Source organism: Halorussus sp. MSC15.2 (assembly GCF_010747475.1).
Taxonomy (GTDB): Archaea; Halobacteriota; Halobacteria; order Halobacteriales; family Haladaptataceae; genus Halorussus.
In genome coordinates this window covers 49,534-70,751 of sequence record NZ_VSLZ01000004.1, presented here as the reverse complement: position 1 = coordinate 70,751, position 21,218 = coordinate 49,534, and the positions used below count along the sequence as shown (strand labels likewise).

Here is a 21,218-nt window from a genome sequence, read left to right as displayed (position 1 = left end):
CCGACATCACGAACCCGACCATGACAAGACTCAAGCTCTATACCGCGATTTACGTCGTGTTGTTCGTCTTCGCGACCGCGCAGGTCCTCGTGGAGCAGTCGGGCGGACTGCCCTACTGGACCGCGTTCTGGGTCATCATCGCGCTCTCGTTCGTGAAGGCGCTCATGGTGGCGTGGTACTACCAGCACCTCAAGTGGGAACCCCGGTCGGTGGCGTTCACCATGTTCGTCGGCCTGCTCGCGGCGCTGGCGCTGACGACTGCGGCGGCGTACTCGATACTGTAGGACGGCGGCGACGGTCTGTCCGCCGCGCTGTCGAGAGACCGACGCAGCGGGACGAGTTGGCGACCGCGCGGAACAGAAATTACCATACCTCAAAACTTTTCAGGACGGCCGAGACCACGTAGCGTATGGCGGAGAAAGGTGTTCGGGTGACTTGTCCGCACTGCGAAGAGAAAACGGGAGCGACGATACCGGCGCGACGCTCGGTCCGACGCGTCCACGAGGAGTACGACGGTCGGAAGGTCCGTGACGGGTTCTGCAATCGGTGTGGCGAAGAGTTCGCGGTCAGGTACGAGTAATCGGGCCGCGCGGTCGAACGCCGAGCGACCGGGAGCGGTTCATCCCGGTGCCTGCGCCATCGAGACCGCGAGATACGTCAGGAAGAAGAACGCGTACACCCCGACCAGCGCCGCGACGACCTTGAGGTGGTAGAGGAACAGGTCCTCGCGCTCGGCCTCCAGCGCGTCCTCGTAGGCCTCGCGCTGGTCGGTCGAGCAGTCCTCGCCGTGGAAGTCGCCGAGGTGGAGCGCGCGGAGTCGCTCGCTGCGAAACGGACGGCGGCAGTGGGGGCACCGCGCGGGCGTCTCGTCGTCGGGGACCCGGACCTCGGAGTCTGTGACGCTCACGGTCACCCACCGAGGACGAGTTTGACCGCGACGGCCGCCACGAACAGCGACCCAAACAGCCACGCGCTCAGAAGCGCCGCCTGCGCGCTCCGGAGACCGCGGAACCGGGCGGAGCTGTAGGTACCCCAGAGCAGGAATCCGAGGAGTGACACCCCCAAGACCGACCCCACTGCGACCCAGTCGCCGACCGCGGACGCCACCCCGACGTCGCTGACGAGCAGGACCGCCCCGCCGCCCGCGACCAGAACCAGCGCGAAGAAGGCCGCGGCCCACGTCCCGACCGAGTCGGTCGCGTCTGGCGACCGTGACGTGTGCGCGCCCTCGGCGTTCGCGGCGTCGTAGTGCCGCCAGTCCTCCATCCGTGTGACGAACGCCCAGACCGCGAGTACGGCGATTCCAGTCACGGCGGCGCTCGCCAGGTAGGCTGTTTCGGCCATGAGAGTCGTCCCTGTACGGTTGTTAGATAGTAACAGGCATAAAGATTGACCCGGTGTCCGTCGGTCGCTAGTTTGGTGACTGTTAACAGTGTTCAGTCAGCTTTAATAGATAACCGATAATAGCAGGAAACACTTCAGCCGCCCAGAACGACTGGGCGCGCGAGGTGATACACCCATGAACTGTCCACCACTCCGGGCGAGCGCTTTCGGCACGGAAGCCGACAGCATCGCGTCCGGAGGTTCGGTGTCCGCGGGTCCGACCGGAGTGATTCCGGTGATGCCCTGCGATGCCGGACAGGTGGACCACATGGGCAATAGTACGTATTGCCTCGAACGGACCACCCCGACCGCGTAGGGCGTTCGCGGACGCCGACGTTCCGTCGGCACTGCGACGCCGGGTCGGCTCGCTTCCTCTCGAACTCACAACTCGGAAGCGAGCGGCGTGCGTCGGGAGCGTGGTCCGTTCGGCCACGTCCTTCTCCGGCGCATCGACCCGGTAGTCGCGACTCGTCCGCGCGAGTCGGTCTCCGAACGAAGAGACACATCTGCGCTCCCGATAGCGCCGCGTCTCGCGGCCGCGAGCGAAGGCTCGCAGGGAGACACCGACCGAGACCGCCGCGTCCGCACCGGGCCACGCCGACCGACCGGAACGCATCGACCGCACTCGCGACAAACACGCCCACTTCGAACCGAATCGCACCGAACCCGACCTGACGACCACACCACCACACAATCCGCACTACCATGACCGCACCGACAATCGACGCGACCGCAGACCTCGAAATCCACGTCCCGCGCGGCGACGACGGTACGTTACAGGACGGCATCGTCACCGTCCTCGGCCGGAGCGCCGCGGTCGACCACACGGAGGTCGTCGATATCTCGGGCGTCACCCCGACGCTCAACGACCTCCGCGTGGACGCCTCGGTCCGCCTGCACCTCAGACTCGACGACTCGGTCGAGGACGAGCGGGCGGCCGTCCGCGAGACCGTCGCCGACCAGTTCGGCGTCCGGACCGTCACGGCCGTCGAGACCGACCGGTCGGCGTGACCGGGCCGCTCCGGGTCGGTCTCGGCGACTCCGCGACGACCCACCGACCTCGACGCCGTGCGGAGGCGACGCATCGCTCGACTACCGACAAGACCAGACCCAGACCAATGCGATACACGCAGTACACGCCCGAACGACCAACGAGAACGACCTTGCGGAACGCGGTCTCGCGAACGCGCTACGTCGCGGACCGCTACGCCAAGATGACGGCCGTCTTCGCCGTCGCCGCCGCGGCCTTCGCGGTCGGGACGGCGGCCGTCGCGTTCGCGCTCGGCGTCGTCTTGGCGACCCTGCCCGGCCACCCCTTCGCCCTGCTCGCGGCCGCCGCGGCGACGGTCGCCGCGGCCTCTGCGGTCCCCGTGCTGGCGCTGTTCGCGGCCCGCGTCGCGCTCCGCGCGCTCGACCGCCTCGCGTGACGCGGTGCGCGACGAGAACGCACGCGGTAGGACCCGATTCAGTCGGCCCAGCGGCGACGACCGTCGGCCCAACGAACGCTTCTTTCGCGCGGTTCATCCGCGGCGACCGACGACCGCCGTCGGACAGGTCCGACCTGTGCGGTCCTAGGAGCCTCCTACGGCGGATAAGGCGCGCCATAACAATGGAACCGTGGCCCAGACGACTCAACAAGATGGACCTGAGAGAGATAACCAGCGGACTGCGAGGAGGCGACGAACGCACGCGACGAGACGACGAGTCCGGGGTGACGGCCGGGCCGGAGTGCGAGGACGACTCGCGTTCGACGACCAGCGAGTCGTGCGACGCTACTCCGAACCGGTCGGAGACGACGAGCGACGACTCGGCGTCAGCCGAACGGGACCGGAGTGGCGACCACCTCTGCCCGTTCTGCGAGACCGAGTTCGACGCCGACCGGGGTGCCTGTCCGGAGTGCGACGCCGAAATCGTGCTCCGAGGGACGCGATAGGAGTTCGTCCGACGCCCGGGAAACTGGGCGTTGTCCAGCGCGGAAATCGCAACCTATCGCGCAACGTAAGTACACTTTTACACGAGATGCTGTCGTGGCGGGCTTCAATGACCCAGCGGTACACTCGTCGGCGGTTTCTGGGAGCTAGCGTCTCGGCCGGACTCGTCGGGGGAGCGGGGTGCACCGGTCCGACCGGGAGTCGGCCGCGACGGAACAGTTCCGCCCACGACGAGGAGAGCGGCCACGGGTCCTCGTCTACCGACGCGGCGACGGAGACGACGACTCAGATTGCCGCCGACCCCATCGACGTTCGGGGTGCGCTCTACGTCCCCTCGCGGGCGTGGAATACCTTCCAGATGTGGGACGACTACGACGAACAGGTCGTCGAGCGCGACCTCGGATACGCCGAGCGCGTGAACCTCAACGCCATCCGGACGTGGGTGAGTTACGAAAAGTGGCTCGAAAGCCCCGACGAGTTGGAGCGGTCCATCGACCACTTCCTGACGGTGGCCGACGACCGAGGGATGGAAGTACTGTTCGGCCTGTTCGAGAGCGTCGGCAGGGAACCGACCGAACGCAACCTCCACGATACCGACCCGCGGACCGCGCCGCCGGTCCAGTCGCCGTCGAGCGAGGTCGTCCAGTACAGCAGTCTGTGGAACGACCCGCGGGAGTACGTACGGTGGTTCATGGACCGGTGGCGAGACGACGACCGCCTGTTCGCCGTCGAAGTGATGAACGAACCGGGGTGGCTCCCGACCATGAAGCGGTTCGCGAGCGCCATGTTCGAGACCATGGCGGAGAACCGCGGGTCGGTCCCGCTGACCGTGGGTTCGACCAGCCTCTCCAACAACGCGGAGTACGTCGATTGGGGCGTCGATATCCTCCAGTTCCACTACAACTTCCCGAACAGCACCGACGTGTTTCACGACCTGCTCCCGAACGCAGTCGAACTCGGCGAGGACCTCGACATGCCGGTCTACCTGACCGAGTGGCAGCGCGTCGCCGACTACGGATGGGGTAGCAGCGGCAAGGTCGAGCAGTGGCAACCCGACTACGCCTCCATCGCGCCGACGATTCACCAGTACGGCGTCGGCAACTTCTTCTGGTCGCTGATGGTGAAACCGGCCTACGTCCGGTACATGCGCAAGCGCGGCATCATCAACGGACTGTTCCACGAGGACGGGGCGGTCTGGAACCGCGCGGACGCGAAGGCCATCAAGGCAATGTCGGGCGACGCGGACGTGAGCGGATTCGAACAGCGCCGCGAATGGCCGGAGTGGGCCTCGGAACTGAAACCGAAGCGGAACGCCAGCGATTAGACGGGGAGGAGTCGCCGCCAGTCCACCCGCCAGTACAACTCGATACCGGACCAACTGACGAGCGTCGTTCCGGCGACACCGAGCGGGAGGAACTGGACGGGGTCTATCCACGGCGGGAGGACGAACAGGATGCTGTTGAGTATGTAGGGCGGCGCGTTGTCGCTGAACAACTGCCAGACTTCGAGCGTGAACCGCGAGTACTTCGACCCCGACGGACCGCCTGCGGTAGTGTGTGACGGCAGTCCGAGCGCCGCGGCGCTCTGCCCGCCCCGACTCTCGTCGCCGGTTCCCAGTCGCTCGGCCTCGTACGCCTTGGTGGTCTCGACGAGCCAGACGACCTCCCCGCGTTCGTTCACCTCGAACACCCGGTCGCCGTTCGTGTCCGTGATGAGGGTGTGACCGTTGGGCATGCGGTCGCCGTCGCGCGTCCACTGCATCTTGGCGTCCTTCCAGACCCACGACTGACGCCACTGGTCGTTCACTCGCTGGAACTCCACGATGCGATTGTTGTGACTGTCGGAGACGATAACCGCCGGACCACCCCGGTCGCGGGGGATGTAGTCCATGTTGTGCTGTTCGTACAGCACGTCGTAGTTGTCGTTCGAACCCAGCGTCCAGTCGTCGATGACGCCGCGCCCCGGGCGGATGAACACCACCTCGTCCATGTTCCGGACGCTGGCCATGACGCGGCCGTCGTCCAGCACCTCGACGTCGTTGAGGTGCGTCCAGTCGTACTGGCCTCTACCGATGTCGCGGGGATACCGCTCGGAGGCGTGCCACTGCCACGTGATTCGGTCGCTCTCGACGTCGGCGAAGAACACGCGGTCCTTGCGGATTCCGGCCACGGCCACGTGGGTCCCGTTGACGCGGTCGGCGTCGTGCCACTCGTTGCTCCCCCGGTCCGAGTAGATGCGCGAGAACAGTTCGGTGTGTTCGCCGGTCGTGAGATTCAGTCGCCCGACGACGTTACGTCGGCAGCGCTTCCAGTCGCACTCGGTCTTCGGGACCCACTTAGTCGCGGTGTAGAGCAGGGTTCGACTCCCGACCGGACTCTCGTCTACGTCCCAGTAGCGCGCGTAGCGTTCGTACTCGTTCAGTTCGGTCTCGTTCGGTCCGTACACCTCCAGCGGACCGGTCTGTTCGGTGAGTACGGTCACCCCGTTACCGGCCAGCGACGCCGCGTTTCGGTCCGACGTTCCCAGCGCGGTGGTCACGTAGTTCCCGGCGAGCAGGAGAACGGAGAGCAGAAGCAGAACCGCGAACACGGAGCGAACCGCGGTGGTCCTCGACGGCCGCCCGATAGTCGGAAGTGTCGGTCGGACCATGAATTCTAGGCAACCCCGAAACACTATACTCTTCGGGCCATCTTTTCGATTGGGAACCCAACAGTGGGCCAGCGCGTTACGCAGTGCCAAATCCGAGACAATAGCGTCCCAGACGGGCGTTTCTCGTCAGTGAAGGTTGTGGCTACTGTCGGTGACGACGGACAGAGACGGACCGAAATCGGTCCGATTAGGGACGAGATAACTCGGGTACGACGGTGTCGTTCCAGTCCGCGTGCTGACATTCGCCCGTCGAGTGGTCGGTGCGGTCGTCGGTACGAGTCGTCGGCATCGGAACGGTGACCTCGACGACACCCCCACCGAGGAACTGGTCACGTGCTTCGGGGAACTCCAATGGAGAAGCCCAATCGAGTGATTCGTAAACCGACGTGAGGAGACGTCCAAGTGGACAGCGGTTGCCCCCTCTCGAAAGGTAGCCCCGACGAACCGCCGCTCTCCGGTGGGTCTTCTCGCAGGGAAAGACGGACCACCGGAGCTATTAGCAGTGGGTGATTACTACGAAGCGATACGCGATGAACAGAAACGATGCTATCGACTTCGGACTGGTGGGACTCGCCAATCTCCTGCCGCTTGTCGGGTTCTTTCTGTTCGACTGGGAGTTACTCGTCATCGGACTACTCTATTGGTGCGACGCAGTGGCGTTGATGCTCGTCTACAGCGGCTACGCGATGTTCGCACAACCCGAGAGCCGCGTCGAAGAACGGGAGTACACGGTGCTCCCCGGGACAGTTGCAAACGGATACTGGAGTCAGACGCCACGGACTCTCAGCCGGTTCCTCCCCCCGATATACACTCGGAACCTGCGGGTCATCCTTCCGACGCTGATTTTCGTGGTGTTCGTGATACTGTTCACCGCCGGTGCGGACTGGATGGCGGGCACTCTGGAGAGCAACATCGGCAGTCCGGGGAATCCGGTGGAGTTCCTATCGATGTTTTCGGTGTTCGCCTCACCACTCGTGCTCGGAGTCGGAGCGGTCATACTCGGCGTACACGTCGTTACTCTCTACCGTCGGTACGTTCGTCGGGGAAAACACGAAGAGCTGTCGGCGTACATGACCCTCGAACCGCCGGTACGGTTCATCCTCGTGTACCTCGCATTCGTTCCGCCGTTCTTCCTCTACGCGCTACTAGTTGGCGCGCTCCTGAACGGTGTCCTTCCGCACTGGGGAGTTTACTTGCTATGGGCCGGGTCGTTCCTCGCGTTGAAGCTGTTCCTCGAATGGGGGCGCTTTCGTGCCGAACGGCTCCCCGACCCCGATAGCTACGCCGCGTGGTTCTCGCCTTCGACCCCATCGGAGACCGTTACACTGTCGGGACGGGCGGCTCTCACGTACGTCGTAACGTTCGGCATCCTCCTCTCGTCGTTCTTGTTCGTCGTTTTCCAAAGCTCCGGCTGAGTCGGGGAGTTCCGATTCGCTCGACCGGACGAAGGACGGACACGCACACTCGTTCGATTACGCGCCGAAAAAAAGGTCTCGGACGGAGCGTTTATACGGGGAGTTACCCGTTACCGAACCCGACAACCCTACATGAAGGCGCCCGGGTCGAACCGTGGAGTCGTGAGACCGACGGACCCCGACAGAACCGACGCACAGACGGGACAGTTGATTCCCGGACACGGGTCTGCACAGACGTCGAGTCCCTTGAGCGAGACCTTCAGGCTAATCTCGCCGTTGGAATGCGTCAGGACTTGTAGGGCACCGCACAACTCGACTTCTCCTCCGGGCAGGTTCGCCCAATCGAACTTCACCGGACCGATACAGTAACCGTCTTTCTCACTGGGTCCTGCGGAAACGCCGAAACTCGCGGGGGTCACCGTGAGGCTCGCTCCGCCGACTGTGAGCGTGATGTCGCACGAGAGGGTAGCGCCCACTTGGAGGTCCGAAGTTATCAGGTCGATTTTGAGACCAGCACCGACTTTGACACCGACGTCGATGCTGTGTCCAGCTTCCTTGATGGTATGGGTACCGAGGTTCTTCTCCATGTAGAAGAGGTCGCTGACCTGCGGTTCGACGACGGCACCGTCCGTTACGAGACGGTTTTGGGAGTCGCTTTCGAGGGCTAGTGGACCGTCGTTCTGCTGGACCTCAAGGGGACTTCCCAACTCGGCGAACCTACCCGACGGCGGTTTCGCGTTTTTATACTTCCCGAAGTAGATTTCGACGTCGTCGGGAGTGGCGGACGGGGGAAGGGACTCGGGAGATATCGACTGCTCCTTGACCCGATGGTACGCTTCTGGCTTCGCGACGAAGTGTTCGGAGTTTTCGACTATCTCCGTGACCTTTGCCGGAGTCTGTGCGTGAGAGTCGTCGTTACTCTTCGACTGACCTACTACGACGGATGGAATTCCTACTATCGCACCGCTAAGTCCGGCGGAAGCCGAGAGGGCCTTCCGACGTGTCAGTTCGTTCTTCTCCGACATTGCAGTAGTGGATTGAACATCGACTTATTATGAACCTTTCTTATTATAGTCATATTTTTTGTTATTTATTGTATGAAATATCATCGGGACGTGAGCGTTCGAACAACACCACTGTCGTGACGGCGACGTTCACTGCCGGCCGCTCCGTTACGACTCCCGGTGCTGCCGACGCCCGCGACGACGAGCAGGCGAAGCGGTGCCAGCGGTGCGAAAGGTTTTCCTATCGAGACGATGCGACGAAAGTGGAAACCGCGAGTCGCTGAGACCATCGGAAATAGGTTTACGCGTCGTTCCTGTACAGGCGGTGTCATGCTGACTGGAACAGGAGACATCGCCACCGTGGAGACGTGTCACCGCCGACCCGACCGGCCGCCGAGAGCGCCACCCGCTCGGTCCGCGACTCGCGTTCGGGACGACGGATGACGAGGGACGGACTCCGTTCGCGGGTGACCCGCCGCGGACTGCTGGTCGGTACCGCATCGCTCGTCGGGACGATGGCTATCGGCGGTGGACTGCTCGTCTCCGGGGACGGACGGATTCTGTCCGACCCGCGAATCTTCGAGGAGAGTGCGACAGTCACGCCACAACCGACCGACGGGGCGCGCCACTGGCTCGGCCCGGAGTTGTGGGGCAACCGGCTGCAGGACTGGCGCAACGACGGCGGTCGAATCGAGTGCCTCCGGGGGGAGTCCGGTTTCGAACTCCGAACGGTCGCGCTGCTCACCCGCGAGATAGTCTCGGGCGACCGACCGGCCCACCTGCGGGTCCGCGCCGGCATCGCCGACGGGGCCGGGAAGGACGGGTTCTGCGGATTCCTCGTCGGAACGGGCACCGGGAACCTGAATCCACGCGCCGGAGCGCTGGTACAACGCGGGTCGGGAGTCGGTGGCGGACTCCTCTGTACCTACGAGTCCGACGGGCGGGTCCGGTTCCGCGACCACACCGACGAGGGGAGTCCGGTCGAGTACCGCGAACTCCCCGCGGCGCGTTCGACGAAGACGGACGACGCCGAACCGACGAGCGACGGGAGCGTTCGCCTCTCGGTGGACGTCGTACCGCGCGGCGACGGGTCGTTCGACCTCCGCGTCGAAGCGTTCGACGGCGAGGACGGGCGCTCGCTGGCGAGCGCGGTCCGGGAGGACGTCGCCGAGGAGACGTTACTCGGCGGAATCTCGCTGGTCTCCTCGCCACTGCCGGGACGGGACGGGCCGCGATGGTGGTTCGAAGACATCGAGACCGCAGGAGAGAAAGTCGAGACTCGTCCGGAGCGGTCCTTCGGTCCCATCGCCGGCACCCTCTACTCGGTGAACGATTCGGTGATGAAACTCTCGGCCCACCTGCTTCCGATGGGCGAGTCCGACCCGGACGAGGTGACGCTTCGCTATCGACCCGCGGGGAGTTCCGAGTCGTGGCGAACTCGGCGCGCGACGATGGGGAAGGGGTACGTGGCGCTGTTCAGAGTCGAGGACTGGGACGCGACCCGCGACTGGGAGTATCAGGTTCGCTATCGAGACGGGAGCGGCGAGACGTGGCGGTACGGGGGTCGCGTCCGGAAGGACCCGGCCGACGCCGACGAGTTGACCGTCGGCCTGCTGAGTTGCACCGCACCGTCGGGCCGCGCGCTCGACAGCGCGAAGGCCCGCGATAGCGACTCGGGCGCGGGCACGCCTCCGGGCCGGTACACGCCCGGGAACGTCTACTTCCCCTACGAGACGCTGGCGGCGAATCTGGGGAGACAGGACCCCGACCTGCTCGTCTGCGTCGGCGACCAAGTGTACGAACCGAAACCCACCTCGGTCGCGGGTCGAGACGAACCGACCCTCGACTACCTCTACAAGTGGTACCTGTGGCTCTGGTCGTTCCGCGGTCTGACGCGCGACCGGCCGTCGATACTGCTGGTTGACGACCACGACGTCTATCAACCGAATGTCTGGGGGTCGGGCGGCGAGGAGACGGCGATGGACGGTCTCAAGCGCGGCGGATACGTCGCGGACACGGAGTTCGTCAATCGAGTCCAGCGGATTCAGTGCGGTCACAACCCCGACCCCTACGACCCGACGCCTATCGAACGCGGAATCGACGTGTACTACGGGAAGTTCACGTACGGCGGCGCGCGGTTCGCCATGCTCGAAGACCGAAAGTTCAAGACCGGTCCCGAAGAGGACGGCGAAGCGTTGCTCGGCGACCGCCAAGCGCGGTTCCTCAGCGAGTGGGCCGAGCAGTCCGACGGCGAGTCGGTCGAACTCTGCCTGACCCAGACGGCGTTCGCCAACGCGCTCACCGACGCCGACGGGGAACTGATGACGCCGGGCGAGAACGCCGCCCAGAGCTACGACACGAACGCGTACCCGAAGGCGGGTCGGGACCGCGCGATAGAACTGTTCCGCGAGGCGGGCGCGCTCGTCCTCTCGGGGGACCTGCACCTCCCGATGCTGCTACGGCACGGTCTCGACGCCCACACCGACGGTGTCGTCCAGTTCGTCGGTCCGGGCGGGTCCGCGAACTACCCACGGTGGTTCGAACCGAAGCGGTCGCTCCCGAACGGGAGAGAGTACCCCCACACGGGGAACTTCACCGACGCGCTGGGGAACAAGTGCCGGATGCTCGCGGTCGATAACCCCGACATCTCCCACAGACAGTACGAGAAGAGTCACGACGGGCTACTCTTCGACCGGGAGGTTCGGCCCGACGGGTACGGTATCGTCAAGGTGAAATTCGACGAGGAGGCGTTCGTCGTGGAGTGCTGGCCGTGGTCCGCGAACCCGAACGGCGGTGACGCCGAACAGTACCGGGGATGGCCCTATCGCCTCGGATTCGGCGAGGTGAACGGGAAGCAGTCGTGAAGTGGGACAGGCGGCGAAGTCAGTAGAGTTCCCCGCCGAGGGGCACGTCGTCGTCGGGCGCGACGAGAACCGGGTGGCCGTCTTCGTCGGGGACGCCGACAGTCAGCGCCTCGGACTTCTCGCCCGCGATGCGGACCGACCCGAGGTCGGTCGCGCAGAGGACCTGTCGGCCCACGAGGTCCTCCGGGTCGTAGTTGTAGCCGGTCTGAGCGACCGACTGGACCGCCTCGTCGCCGAGGTCGATTCGGAGTTTCGCCATCTCGGGTTTGTTCGTCTCGGGGAACGACTCGGCCTCGACGACTTCGCCGACGCGGAACGTGGTCTCGAAGGGACCGCCTGACATGAGAGGGCGTACGCAGTCGGCCGACTTAAATGTCCAGTCGAGACCGAGGTTCGCGCTCAGTCGGCGCGCTGGACGCGGATTTCGTTGCCCGAGAACTCGTTGTTCGAGAGCGACACGTCCACGCCTATCGCGGAGACGCCGACGAGGTTGTCCGAGATGGTGCTGTTCTCGACGGTGCCGCCGGTGGCGTTCTCCAGTCGGACCCCGTAGGCGTTCGAGAACGTCGAGACGTTCCGGACCGTGGCCGACCCGCCCGTGACGAGGACGCCGGAGTGCCAGTCGTTGACGGAGACGTTCGTTATGGTAACGCCCTCGGCGTCCGCGACCGCGACACCCTTGGTGTGACTCTCGCCTCTGCCGTCGATGGTGTGACCGCCGCCGTCGAAGGTCACGTTGTCGGCGGTGATTTTCATGCAGGGCTGAGAGATAGCCGTCTTGCCCGCGTTCTCGATGTCGGTCGTCAGGACGTAGGTACCGGGTTCGTCGATGGTCGTGCAGGAACCGATTTCCGTCGGGGTCGCGTCGGTCGCCGTCGCCGCGTCGAACGGGGTCGTCGTCAGGACGCCGCCAGCGCCGAGCGCCAATCCGAGCGCGGTGAGAAGAACGACGAGCGTTCGGACCTCTCGAAATGTCATGGACTCTGCCACGATAGACGAGTAGTTATACCTACGGTGCAGTTCGACCGCTAACGGTCGTAAACGAAACGGTAAGCGGGGACTAATCCGGCGGCGAGGACTGGAGCGCGACCGGTGGTAAAGACGGAGAAACTGCTGACGGTCGGCAGTGCCACCGTGAGGACATCGCTTACTGCGGCGAGGGCGCCCGGACGGATTCTAGCTGATGCTATCGGCGCGCCTCGGCCGGACCGCGACGGTCGAGGCGTCTCCGTCCACCGACAGCGCGGGCAAAGCCGTCAGCGTCCGTCGGTTCGGCACGCCTCGCAGACGGCCACCTCGGCCGAAATCGGCCCGTCCTCCGGGCCGACGGGCAAGACCGTTATCGGAACGTACTCCCGGCAGTACGCACAGCGTTCGATGGCCGCGATTCCCGTGTCCATATCTCTCGGTCAAACCCCCACTACTCAAATTTTACTCTGGCTGTCAACGAATAGGAATAAATCTTGTGGCCATCTGTTGGAAAACCAAGGACGGACTCAAGGTAACTATTGCATTTTTTGTAGCGCAAATCGTTTATTCGCGATGCTCCTACGACGACCCGATGACCGACTCCGAGAACGATGTCGCCGACGCCGGCCCTCCCGACGAGAGCGACACTCGCCCGGACGAAGCGACCGACGCAGTCGAATCCGCCAGCGAAGTGGCCGACGACGAGGCGGTGGACGTCGAGTCGTTCCACGACGCCGTCGAGCAGTTCGGCCGCCCCGTCGTCACCGCCGAGGAAGTCGCGCGCGCACTCGACCGGTCGCAGGCCGAGACCGACGACGCGCTCGCCGGTCTCGCGGAGGGCGAGGGCGTCGAGCGTCTCGACGTCTCGAACGACCCCGTGGTCTGGTATCCGACCGACTGGGGGAAACTGGCCGACCGCGAGCGCGTCATCGTCTTCCCGAAGCGCCGCGAACTGGTCGTGGACCAACCGACCCAGTTCACTCGCGCGCAACTCTCCCAGTTCGCCCACCTCGTGGACACCACGCGCGACGGCGGTTACATCTACGAGATTCGCCAAGAGGACGTGTGGGCCGCCCCGTTCGACGACTTCGAGGACCTGCTGGGCACCCTCCGCGACGTGTTACCCGAGCGGTCGCCCCACCTCGAAGAGTGGATGGAGAGCCAGTGGAAGCGCGCCCGCCAGTTCGTCCTCCGGACCGACGAGGAGGACGGCTACGTCGTCCTCGAAGCCGCGAGCGAGGACCTGATGGGCAACGTCGCGCGCCAGCGACTGGACGAGGGCCAACTCCGCGCCCCGCTGTCGGACACCGAGAGCTGGGTGGCCGAGGAGTCAGTCGCCGAGGTCAAGCGCGTCCTCTACGAGGCCGGATACCCCGTCCGCGACGAGCGCGACCTCGACACCGGCGAGGAACTGGACGTGACACTGAACCTGCGTCTGCGCGACTACCAGCAGGAGTGGGTAAACCAGTTCGTCGAGACCAAGTCGGGCGTCCTCGTCGGTCCGCCGGGGAGCGGGAAGACGGTGGCGGGCATGGGCGCTATCGAGGCGGTCGGCGGCGAGACCCTGATTCTCGTCCCCGGCCGCGAACTCGCCAGTCAGTGGCACGAGGAACTGCTGGCCAACACCACCCTCGCGCCCGACCAGATAGGCGAGTACCACGGCGGCACGAAGGACGTCCGGCCGGTCACCATAGCGACCTACCAGACCGCCGGGATGGACCGCCACCGCCAACTGTTCGACCAGCGCGAGTGGGGCCTCATCATCTACGACGAGGTCCACCACGTCCCGTCTCGGGTCTTCCGGCGGTCCGCGGAACTCCAGAGCAAGCACCGACTCGGTCTCTCGGCCACCCCGGTCCGCGAGGACGACAAGGAAGAGGAGATATTCACGCTCATCGGCCCGCCCATCGGCACCGACTGGGACGCGCTGTTCGAGGCCGGATACGTGCAGGAACCCGAGGTCCAGATTCGCTACGTCCCGTGGGACGACGAGACCTACCGCAACGAGTACGGGAGCGCCGACGGGCACGAGAAGCGCCAGATAGCCGCGAGCAACCCCGCGAAACTCCGCGAGATTCGCCACCTGCGCGCGGAGCACCCCCACGCGAAGACCCTGATATTCGTGGAGTACCTCGACCAAGGCGAGGCGCTGGCGGAGGCGCTCAACGTCCCGTTCATCTCGGGCGAGATGCGCCACGCCCGGCGCGAACAGTTGCTCCAGCAGTTCAAGTCGGGCCAGCGCGACGCGCTGGTCGTCTCCCGCGTCGGCGACGAGGGCATCGACCTGCCGGACGCCGAACTCGCCATCGTGGCCTCGGGTCTCGGCGGGTCCCGACGACAGGGCGCACAGCGCGCGGGCCGGACGATGCGCCCGACGGGCAACTCCCGGATGTACGTGCTGGCGACCCGTGGCACGACCGAGGAGGACTTCGCCCGGCGGCGGATGCAACACCTCTCGGCGAAGGGCGTCCGCGTCACCGAGCAGAGCGCGGAAGCGGTCGAGGACCGCACGCCGTAACCGTCTCCTCTATCGACATCGGCACTCTCCTCTCCCGCAGGGAGGTTTCGTCGTTCCGGCTCGATACGATTTCTTTGTCGAGACAGCCCCTCTCGCGACGCGATTCCGTCCTCTACGCCGTCCGGTCGGCGGAGGAGACCGAGGTAGGCCGCACCTAGTCGCGGATATCACCCGATGAGTGACAGTTACGCCTCGTTTACGCGAGCGTAGCGTCCGGCAGAGAACGCCCCAGAGAGTCCATAACAAAGGGAAATACCGGAATACGGACGGTTAGCAGTGAGATGAACGTCGATAGAACCACGATTCTAAGCTTTGGACTGACGGTACTGTTGGTAACGTCGGCGCTGCCGCCCGGCATCGCGGGGCTGGTCGGGACGGCGAGCGCGGACCACGGCGACGCGCCGGTGTACACGGTTCGGCAACCCGGCACGAACGTCTGCTACGAGGTACAACCCTACTCGTACGACCACCCCAAGATGGTCCCCGAAGTCGAAGTTCGGCGGGACATCACCTACGAGGAGGCCGACGTGAAGGGGTCGTTCCGCAACCCCGACTGGAACGGGTTCGAGTCCATCGAGTCCCAGATGGACTACCGCTACCGGAACGACACCGACCCGCGTCCCGGTCCGGAGAACGTCTCCTACAAGGGCCAGATTTCGGAGTACGCACCGTACCTCAACACCCAGTTCGTCCACGAGGGCTGGGAGTACGCCACGTACGGCAAGTACAACTGGTCGGCTGACGGGGAGAGCCACCTGTTCTTCTACGAGAACGCGAACGGGGAGGTGAGTCTGGTCGTCCGCCACGACAGACTGTACGAGGAGACCGGCACCTCGTCGCACTACCCGTACAACGGCGAGTACGGTCCCGCCGACGGCTTCCTCGAACCGTCGCCCGGCGGCGGGACGGCCGACTGGACGTTCGACGACCTCCCGAGTGGCGAGTGGGCGTACATCGACGACATGTACCCCCGCGCGGAGATAGACGACCGGTACGTCGATGCCAGCGGAACGCAGTTCGGCCACCGGAACCTCGCCGAAAAGAACGCGAACTACGACCGCCTCAGCACCTTCACCGGCGGCTACTTCGACGTCCACTGGACGTGGGGTCCCGGCGGAACTGACGGCGGCGCGTACCGCGGGTTCCACAACCTCCAGCGGGGCGAGAACGTCACCATCGACGCTGCGTTCACCGGCGACATCCAGCGGTGGGCCGTGCGCCACAACACCGGCCACGACGACATGAACGGCGAGATGAAGAATCTCCAGATGGACAAACCGCTGGTCATCGAGCGCGGCGCGCGATGCCTCGACGCGAACTTGAACGCAGACCGGAGTCCGGTCGAGGCGGGCCAGAGCGTGACGTTCACCGCGGACGAAGCCGCCGAGAGCTACCAGTGGGACTACGACGGCGACGGGCAGGTAGACGAGAACACGACCGACCACTCGGTCGCCCACACCTACGAGAACGCAAGCGAGAAGCAGGCGACCGTGACCATGGTCGCCGACGGCCGGGAGGTGACGGCGTCTACCACGGTCGAGGTGAAGGCGGGCGAACCGCCCACAGCGGACTTCGCCGTCAACGACACAGCGGGCGACAGCCAGTACCACGTCGTCGGCGAGTCCATCGCGTTCGACGGGTCGGCGAGTTCCGACAACGTGGCGCTCGCCGACGGCTACGAGTGGCGCGTCAACGGGAGCGCGAAGAGCGGGGAGCGAGTCTCGCACACCTTCGGCGCGCCGGGCGAGTACGAGGTGTCACTCACTGTGGCCGACCGAAGCGGGAAGACCGATAACGTCACGAAGACGGTGACCGTCGTCACACAGGACGACCCGACCGCCGAGGCCGCGGCGACCCCCGCGACGGTCGAAGCGGGAGCGCCGATAACTCTCGACGCGAGCGCGAGCAGTGACGAACACGGGAGCGTCGAATCCTACTCGTGGAGCGCACCCGGCGGCGACGTGCGCGACGAGGACGGCGGCGACCCCGGAGCCAGCGTCACGTACGGGTCGGCAGGTGACTATCAGGTCGAACTGACGGCTACCGACAACAACGGGAACGCCGACACCGACAGCGTCAACGTCACGGTCACGAACGGGAGCGACCCGAACATCACGAGCCACTCCGTTCCGAGCGAGGTGTCGGTGAGCGAGACCGTCGAGGTGTCGGCGACCGCGACCGACAACAGCGACCGGTCGCTGAACTACACGTGGACGTTCAGCCAGTCGGGGACCGTGGCCGAACGATACGGCCCGGACGCGAGCTATCAGTTCGACGGGACGGGAGCGGCCACGGTCAAACTCGTGGTCAGCGACGCCTCCGGCCGGGCGGTCTCGACCGGCGATATCTCGGTGGACGTCGTCGACAGACCGAACGCGGAACTCTCGGTCCCCGACGAGACCCGCGCGGGGAACGAGGTGACGCTCGACGCGAGCAACTCCACCGACCAACGGAGTGAAATCACGGAGTACCGCTGGGACTTCGACGGCGACGGGACGGCCGAGCGCACCACCGACGCCGCGAACGCGACGGTGACCCACACGTACGACAGTTCCGGTACCTACGGCCCTGTCGTGACCGTCGCGGACGACGACGGGGACACCGACAACGCGTCGGCGACTATCGAGGTGAAACCCGAGGAGAAGGCCGCGGGCGGCGGTGGCGGGGGAGGCGGCGGTGGCGGTTCGACCAGTCTCGGCCCGCCGCCGGTCGTCACCGAGGTCAAACAGACCGGGGCAAACACCGCGGTAGTGGACGTGCGAAACGGGCAGTCCGACGAGACGATTAGTGCGGGACTGCCGACCAGCGAGGTTGCAGGACAGACCGGCGTCACCTTCCGGCGCGTGGCGGTCGATATCCGGAGCGACGACACGCACGTCGCGTTCGAGAGTTCCGCGAGCGCCGACCCGCCGGAGAACGCCGCCGAACTGACCGCGACCGACGAAACGCTGGCGTACCTCGGTCTCGACGCGAAGTATCTCGATACCGGCGTGGAGAACGCGACCGTGGAGTTCACGGTCAATCGGTCCGCGCTCGGCGGACTCGCGTCTGGCGACGACGTGGCGGTCTACCGGTACGACGCCGGGTGGACGCGACTCGACGCGACGGTCGTGGAATCGACCGGCGACGCCTACAGACTCAGGACGACCGCCGACGGACTCGGTGCGTTCGCGGTCGGCGCGAACCGGCCGCTCGCGGTCGCCGACGCCGAGTTGGCGAGCGAGACCGTGGCGACCGGCGACGAGGTGACGGCGACCGCGACGGTCGAGAACACCGGGACTGCCACCCGGAGCGCCGCGGTGACCCTCACGCTCGACGGGAGTTCGGTCGCCTCCGAGACGGTGGAGGTCGCTCCCGGCGAGTCGGCCGAAGTGACGCTCACGGGGACGGCCCCGGCGACCGGCACCTACGACGTCGCTGTCGGCGGCACGTCGGTCGGTAACCTCACGGTCAAAGAGACGATTCCGGCGAACACGTCGGTCACCGACGTGTCGCTGAACAGTTCGACCATCTCGGCGGGCGAGCAGGTCGAAATCACGGCCACGGTCGAGAACACCGGCGGCGAACCGGGCGAACGACCGGTGACGCTGACCATGTTCGGCGAGCAGTTGGCGACCAAGAACGTGACGGTCCCGCCGGGCGAGACGGCGACCGTCACCTTCGTCCGGCAGGTGGACGCCGCCGGTAACTTCACGGTGGACGTGGAGGGGAAGACGGCGACCCTCGGCGTGACGAGCGCCGACGACGGCGGCGTTCTCGGGAACGACGCCCCGAGCGTTCCCGGATTCGGCGTCGGCACCGCGGTCGTCGCGCTAATCGGGGCGGTGCTACTCGCACGGAGACGCGACTGAGCGCGGCGACAGTCGGGACTCCGACTCCGGTTCCGCTTTGCTGCCCGACGCCGTTTTCCGTCCCAGTAGCGTACTACGTTCGGGATGACCGACAGCGACGCCACCGAAGGACGAGGTCGCGGACTTCTCGGTGGAGGGTCGTCCAGCGACGAGGCGTCGTCGGACGACGGCCGGTCGTCAGGCGCGACGTCAGGCGGTAGTTCGGGGCTGGTGGCGAAGAAGAACCGCGTCCGCGAGTGGGTACTCCTCGACGGGAATCGGCTGGTCGTCGCGGGCGTCGTTCTGGCCGGGGTCCTCGCCGTGCTGGCCGGGATAGAGCGACTCGGGCTGGTTCCGCTGGACCGCAATCAGCCGGTGTACTACGTGTTCAGCGCGCTCATCAGCGGGAACCTCACGCTGATTACGGTCGTGGTCTCCATCAATCAGTTGCTGCTCGGTCGTGAGTTCCACTCGCCGGGCGAACTCGAATCCGAGATTCGGAACGTCATCGACTACCGGAGGGAGGTGGAGGAACACGCGGGCGAAATCGCGCCGGTGAAGCCCCTTGGCTTCCTGCAACTGCTCTACGAGAACACGCGCCGGGAGACCCACCGAATCGACGGGATGACGTTCGGTGCGGTCGGCGAGGAGACGCGCTCGGAGGTGGACGAGGTGGTCGAATCGATGACCGACCACGCCGAGCGCGTCCTCGACCTCCTCGACGACTCGAGCGCCAACACGTTCGACGTGCTGTCGGTGACGCTCACGACCAACTACGCCGGGGACATAAATCGGATTCGACGGATTCGCGCCAACCACAGCGACGACCTGCCGGAGTCGGTGACGGACGCCCTCGACACGCTCGTCGACCACCTCCAGAAGGTGGACGTGGCGCGCCAGTACTTCAAGTCGCTGTACCTGCAGGAGGAACTTTCGTCGCTATCTCGGGTCCTGCTCTACGCCGGACTCCCCGCGGAACTGTTCTCGGTGGTCGTCCTGCTCGGTCTCACGGCCCGACAGGGGACCGGGATAACCCCGTACGCCCACCTCCTATTGCCGATTACGGTGACGCTCGCGTTCCTGCCGCTGGCGCTGCTGCTGTCGTTCATCGTCCGCACGGCGACGGTGACCGAACGCACCGCGGCGACGATTCCGTTCACCACGGCGAAACAGGAGCAATGATTTTCGAGGAGTCGATACGTCACCCGGTTCCTTCGGGACGACTGATTCCGAGGTCTCGGTCGTCCGACGCATCGAAACCGTCACCGCCGTGCCGCGAGTCCCACGGGCGGTCGTTCGCAGGCGGAACCTGTCGTACCACCGAAGGGTATTAGACGGACTGCGTTGAGTGAATCGTTGGTGGGGGAAATGAGAACACACACCAACCGGCGGTCGGTGCTGAAAGCGCTCGGCGCAGGCGGCGTCGGCGCGACGACGACCGGACTGCTACGGCAGGGCCAGACGTACAGAATCGGGTCGGCGGTATCGAACTCCGGCGACCTCGCAGTGTACGGTCAGCGGCACAAGCGAGGGATGAACCTCGCGCTGGAACAGGTCAACGAAGTCGGCATCGGCGACGGCGGAACGCTGAAGGTGTCCGTCGAGGACACCGCCAGTTCGCCTCAGACCGGGGTCAGCGCGGCCCAGAAGCTCGTAAATCAAGAAGGCGTTCCGCTGTTAATCGCTGCCGTCTCCAGCGGAGTCACGATGGCAATCGCGCGGTCGGTGACGATTCCGAACGACGTCGTTCAGGTGAGTCCGCACAGCACCAGCCCGAAGATTACGAACCTCCAAGACGACGGCTACGTCCTACGGGCAGCGCCATCCGACGCCTTCCAAGGGGCGGCGATGGCCCAGTTGGCGCTCGACCAAGGCATCCAGCGGGCTGCGGTCATCATGGTCAACAACGACTACGGGCGCGGATTCGCCGACGTCCTCGAAACACGGTTCGCCGAGGGTGGCGGTACCATCACGAACAAGGTGCCGTACAACTCCGGGAAGTCGTCGTACCGACCGCAACTGAATCAGGCGATGCAGAGCGACCCAGAGGCGATACTGTTCGTCGCCTACCCGGAGTCGTTCACCACGATGGCGAGGCAGGCGTTCGAGATGGGTATCAAAGACCAAGTGCAATACATCGGCGCCGAGAGCACGCTCGCCGAACCCATCAAGGAGAACGTCCCGGCGAAGGCGCTCAACGGGATGATTGGCACGACGCCCAGCGCGCCGACACGGAACGAGGGCTGGCAGTCGTTCGTCTCGGCGTTCCGGGAGAAGTACGGTCAGGAGCCGACCGTCTGGGCGGCGTACTCCTACGACGCCACGATGCTGTCGGCGCTGGCGGTGCAGAAATCGTCGGAGTTCACCGGACCGGCGCTCAAAGAGTCTATCTACCCGGTCTCGCGGCCGGAAGGCAAGACGGTCTCGACGTTCGAGACCGCGAAGTCGGAACTCCAAGCAGGCAACGAGATAGACTACGCGGGCGTCTCCGGGTCCATCGATTTGAACGAGAAGGGCGACGTGCCCGGCACCTACAAGTGGTGGAAGTTCACGAACGGGAGCTACCAGATGCAGGACTTCATCGACGTGAAACAGGACCAAGGGACGACGAACGGGACGGGAGCGGAAACGACGACGCAGGGGCAGTAGGACGCG

General features: G+C 65.4%; 20 protein-coding genes. 13 read left to right on the top strand and 7 right to left on the bottom strand.

Translation table 11 applies throughout. From position 1 onward, the window contains the following. Window positions 1-20 precede the first annotated feature (20 nt). Window positions 21-284, top strand: a complete 264-nt coding sequence (locus FXF75_RS15285; protein WP_163522731.1) for a cytochrome C oxidase subunit IV family protein — start codon at window positions 21-23, stop codon at window positions 282-284. Between the two features lie 125 nt (window positions 285-409). Next, a complete protein-coding gene (locus FXF75_RS15280) occupies window positions 410-580 on the top strand; it encodes a hypothetical protein (protein ID WP_163522730.1) in 171 nt (56 codons plus the stop codon). 39 nt (window positions 581-619) lie between these two features. Here FXF75_RS15280 and FXF75_RS15275 read toward each other — a convergent pair whose 3' ends face one another. Both FXF75_RS15275 and FXF75_RS15270 read right to left on the bottom strand, forming a co-directional pair. Then, complete coding sequence (locus FXF75_RS15275; protein WP_205427698.1) at window positions 620-907, bottom strand: hypothetical protein; 288 nt, start codon at window positions 905-907, stop codon at window positions 620-622. Between the two features lie 2 nt (window positions 908-909). Continuing rightward, window positions 910-1,344 (bottom strand): hypothetical protein, encoded by a 435-nt coding sequence (locus tag FXF75_RS15270; RefSeq protein WP_163522728.1) that lies wholly within the window; start codon window positions 1,342-1,344, stop codon window positions 910-912. 175 nt (window positions 1,345-1,519) lie between these two features. Between FXF75_RS15270 and FXF75_RS15265 the strand changes: the two genes are divergently transcribed. The 5 genes from FXF75_RS15265 (at window position 1,520) to FXF75_RS15245 (ending at window position 4,638) form a co-directional block, all read left to right on the top strand. Beyond that, window positions 1,520-1,699: a hypothetical protein gene (locus tag FXF75_RS15265; protein WP_163522727.1), complete on the top strand. Its 180-nt coding sequence runs from the start codon at window positions 1,520-1,522 to the stop codon at window positions 1,697-1,699. Between the two features lie 389 nt (window positions 1,700-2,088). Next, window positions 2,089-2,394, top strand: coding sequence for a hypothetical protein (locus FXF75_RS15260; protein WP_163522726.1), 306 nt, complete (start codon window positions 2,089-2,091; stop codon window positions 2,392-2,394). Between the two features lie 107 nt (window positions 2,395-2,501). After that, window positions 2,502-2,810, top strand: a complete 309-nt coding sequence (locus FXF75_RS15255; protein ID WP_163522725.1) for a hypothetical protein — start codon at window positions 2,502-2,504, stop codon at window positions 2,808-2,810. Window positions 2,811-2,992: 182 nt separating this feature from the next. Next, on the top strand, window positions 2,993-3,316 hold the full coding sequence (locus FXF75_RS15250) for a hypothetical protein (RefSeq protein WP_163522724.1): 324 nt from the start codon (window positions 2,993-2,995) through the stop codon (window positions 3,314-3,316). Window positions 3,317-3,423: 107 nt separating this feature from the next. Beyond that, window positions 3,424-4,638 (top strand): glycoside hydrolase, encoded by a 1,215-nt coding sequence (locus FXF75_RS15245; RefSeq protein ID WP_240334706.1) that lies wholly within the window; start codon window positions 3,424-3,426, stop codon window positions 4,636-4,638. Here the strand turns inward: FXF75_RS15245 and FXF75_RS15240 are convergent. After that, the gene (locus tag FXF75_RS15240) at window positions 4,635-5,963 is read right to left on the bottom strand and encodes an arylsulfotransferase family protein (protein ID WP_163522723.1); all 1,329 of its coding nucleotides are present in this window, start codon (window positions 5,961-5,963) and stop codon (window positions 4,635-4,637) included. The two genes, FXF75_RS15245 and FXF75_RS15240, sit on opposite strands and share 4 nt — an antisense overlap. Before the next feature lie 530 nt (window positions 5,964-6,493). Between FXF75_RS15240 and FXF75_RS15235 the strand changes: the two genes are divergently transcribed. Next, entirely contained in the window at window positions 6,494-7,378 is an 885-nt protein-coding gene (locus FXF75_RS15235; RefSeq protein WP_163522722.1) for a DUF6498-containing protein, read from the top strand. Window positions 7,379-7,506: 128 nt separating this feature from the next. Here the strand turns inward: FXF75_RS15235 and FXF75_RS15230 are convergent, their stop codons facing one another. Next, window positions 7,507-8,403 carry a hypothetical protein gene (locus FXF75_RS15230; RefSeq protein WP_163522721.1) on the bottom strand — a complete coding sequence of 299 codons (897 nt, stop codon included), beginning with the start codon at window positions 8,401-8,403 and terminating at the stop codon, window positions 7,507-7,509. Window positions 8,404-8,822: 419 nt separating this feature from the next. On the opposite strand from FXF75_RS15230, the gene FXF75_RS15225 reads away from it, so the two are divergent. Then, window positions 8,823-11,246 (top strand): alkaline phosphatase D family protein, encoded by a 2,424-nt coding sequence (locus FXF75_RS15225; RefSeq protein WP_163522720.1) that lies wholly within the window; start codon window positions 8,823-8,825, stop codon window positions 11,244-11,246. A 19-nt stretch (window positions 11,247-11,265) separates the two neighbouring features. Here the strand turns inward: FXF75_RS15225 and FXF75_RS15220 are convergent, their stop codons facing one another. The 3 genes from FXF75_RS15220 to FXF75_RS15210 all read right to left on the bottom strand — a co-directional run bounded on the left by FXF75_RS15220 (window position 11,266) and on the right by FXF75_RS15210 (window position 12,646). Then, entirely contained in the window at window positions 11,266-11,589 is a 324-nt protein-coding gene (locus tag FXF75_RS15220) for a tRNA-binding protein (RefSeq protein ID WP_163522719.1), read from the bottom strand. A 56-nt stretch (window positions 11,590-11,645) separates the two neighbouring features. After that, complete coding sequence (locus tag FXF75_RS15215; protein WP_163522718.1) at window positions 11,646-12,224, bottom strand: right-handed parallel beta-helix repeat-containing protein; 579 nt, start codon at window positions 12,222-12,224, stop codon at window positions 11,646-11,648. A 278-nt stretch (window positions 12,225-12,502) separates the two neighbouring features. Continuing rightward, window positions 12,503-12,646, bottom strand: a complete 144-nt coding sequence (locus tag FXF75_RS15210) for a hypothetical protein (RefSeq protein ID WP_163522717.1) — start codon at window positions 12,644-12,646, stop codon at window positions 12,503-12,505. A 161-nt stretch (window positions 12,647-12,807) separates the two neighbouring features. Here FXF75_RS15210 and FXF75_RS15205 point away from each other — a divergent pair, with 161 nt between their 5' ends. The 4 genes from FXF75_RS15205 (at window position 12,808) to FXF75_RS15190 (ending at window position 21,212) form a co-directional block, all read left to right on the top strand. After that, a complete protein-coding gene (locus FXF75_RS15205) occupies window positions 12,808-14,733 on the top strand; it encodes a DEAD/DEAH box helicase (RefSeq protein ID WP_163522716.1) in 1,926 nt (641 codons plus the stop codon). Window positions 14,734-15,014: 281 nt separating this feature from the next. Continuing rightward, complete coding sequence (locus FXF75_RS15200; RefSeq protein ID WP_163522715.1) at window positions 15,015-18,584, top strand: PKD domain-containing protein; 3,570 nt, start codon at window positions 15,015-15,017, stop codon at window positions 18,582-18,584. Window positions 18,585-18,668: 84 nt separating this feature from the next. Beyond that, window positions 18,669-19,745 (top strand): hypothetical protein, encoded by a 1,077-nt coding sequence (locus FXF75_RS15195; RefSeq protein ID WP_240334705.1) that lies wholly within the window; start codon window positions 18,669-18,671, stop codon window positions 19,743-19,745. A gap of 186 nt (window positions 19,746-19,931) precedes the next feature. Next, entirely contained in the window at window positions 19,932-21,212 is a 1,281-nt protein-coding gene (locus FXF75_RS15190; RefSeq protein ID WP_163522714.1) for an ABC transporter substrate-binding protein, read from the top strand. The last annotated feature ends 6 nt before the right edge of the window (window positions 21,213-21,218 follow it).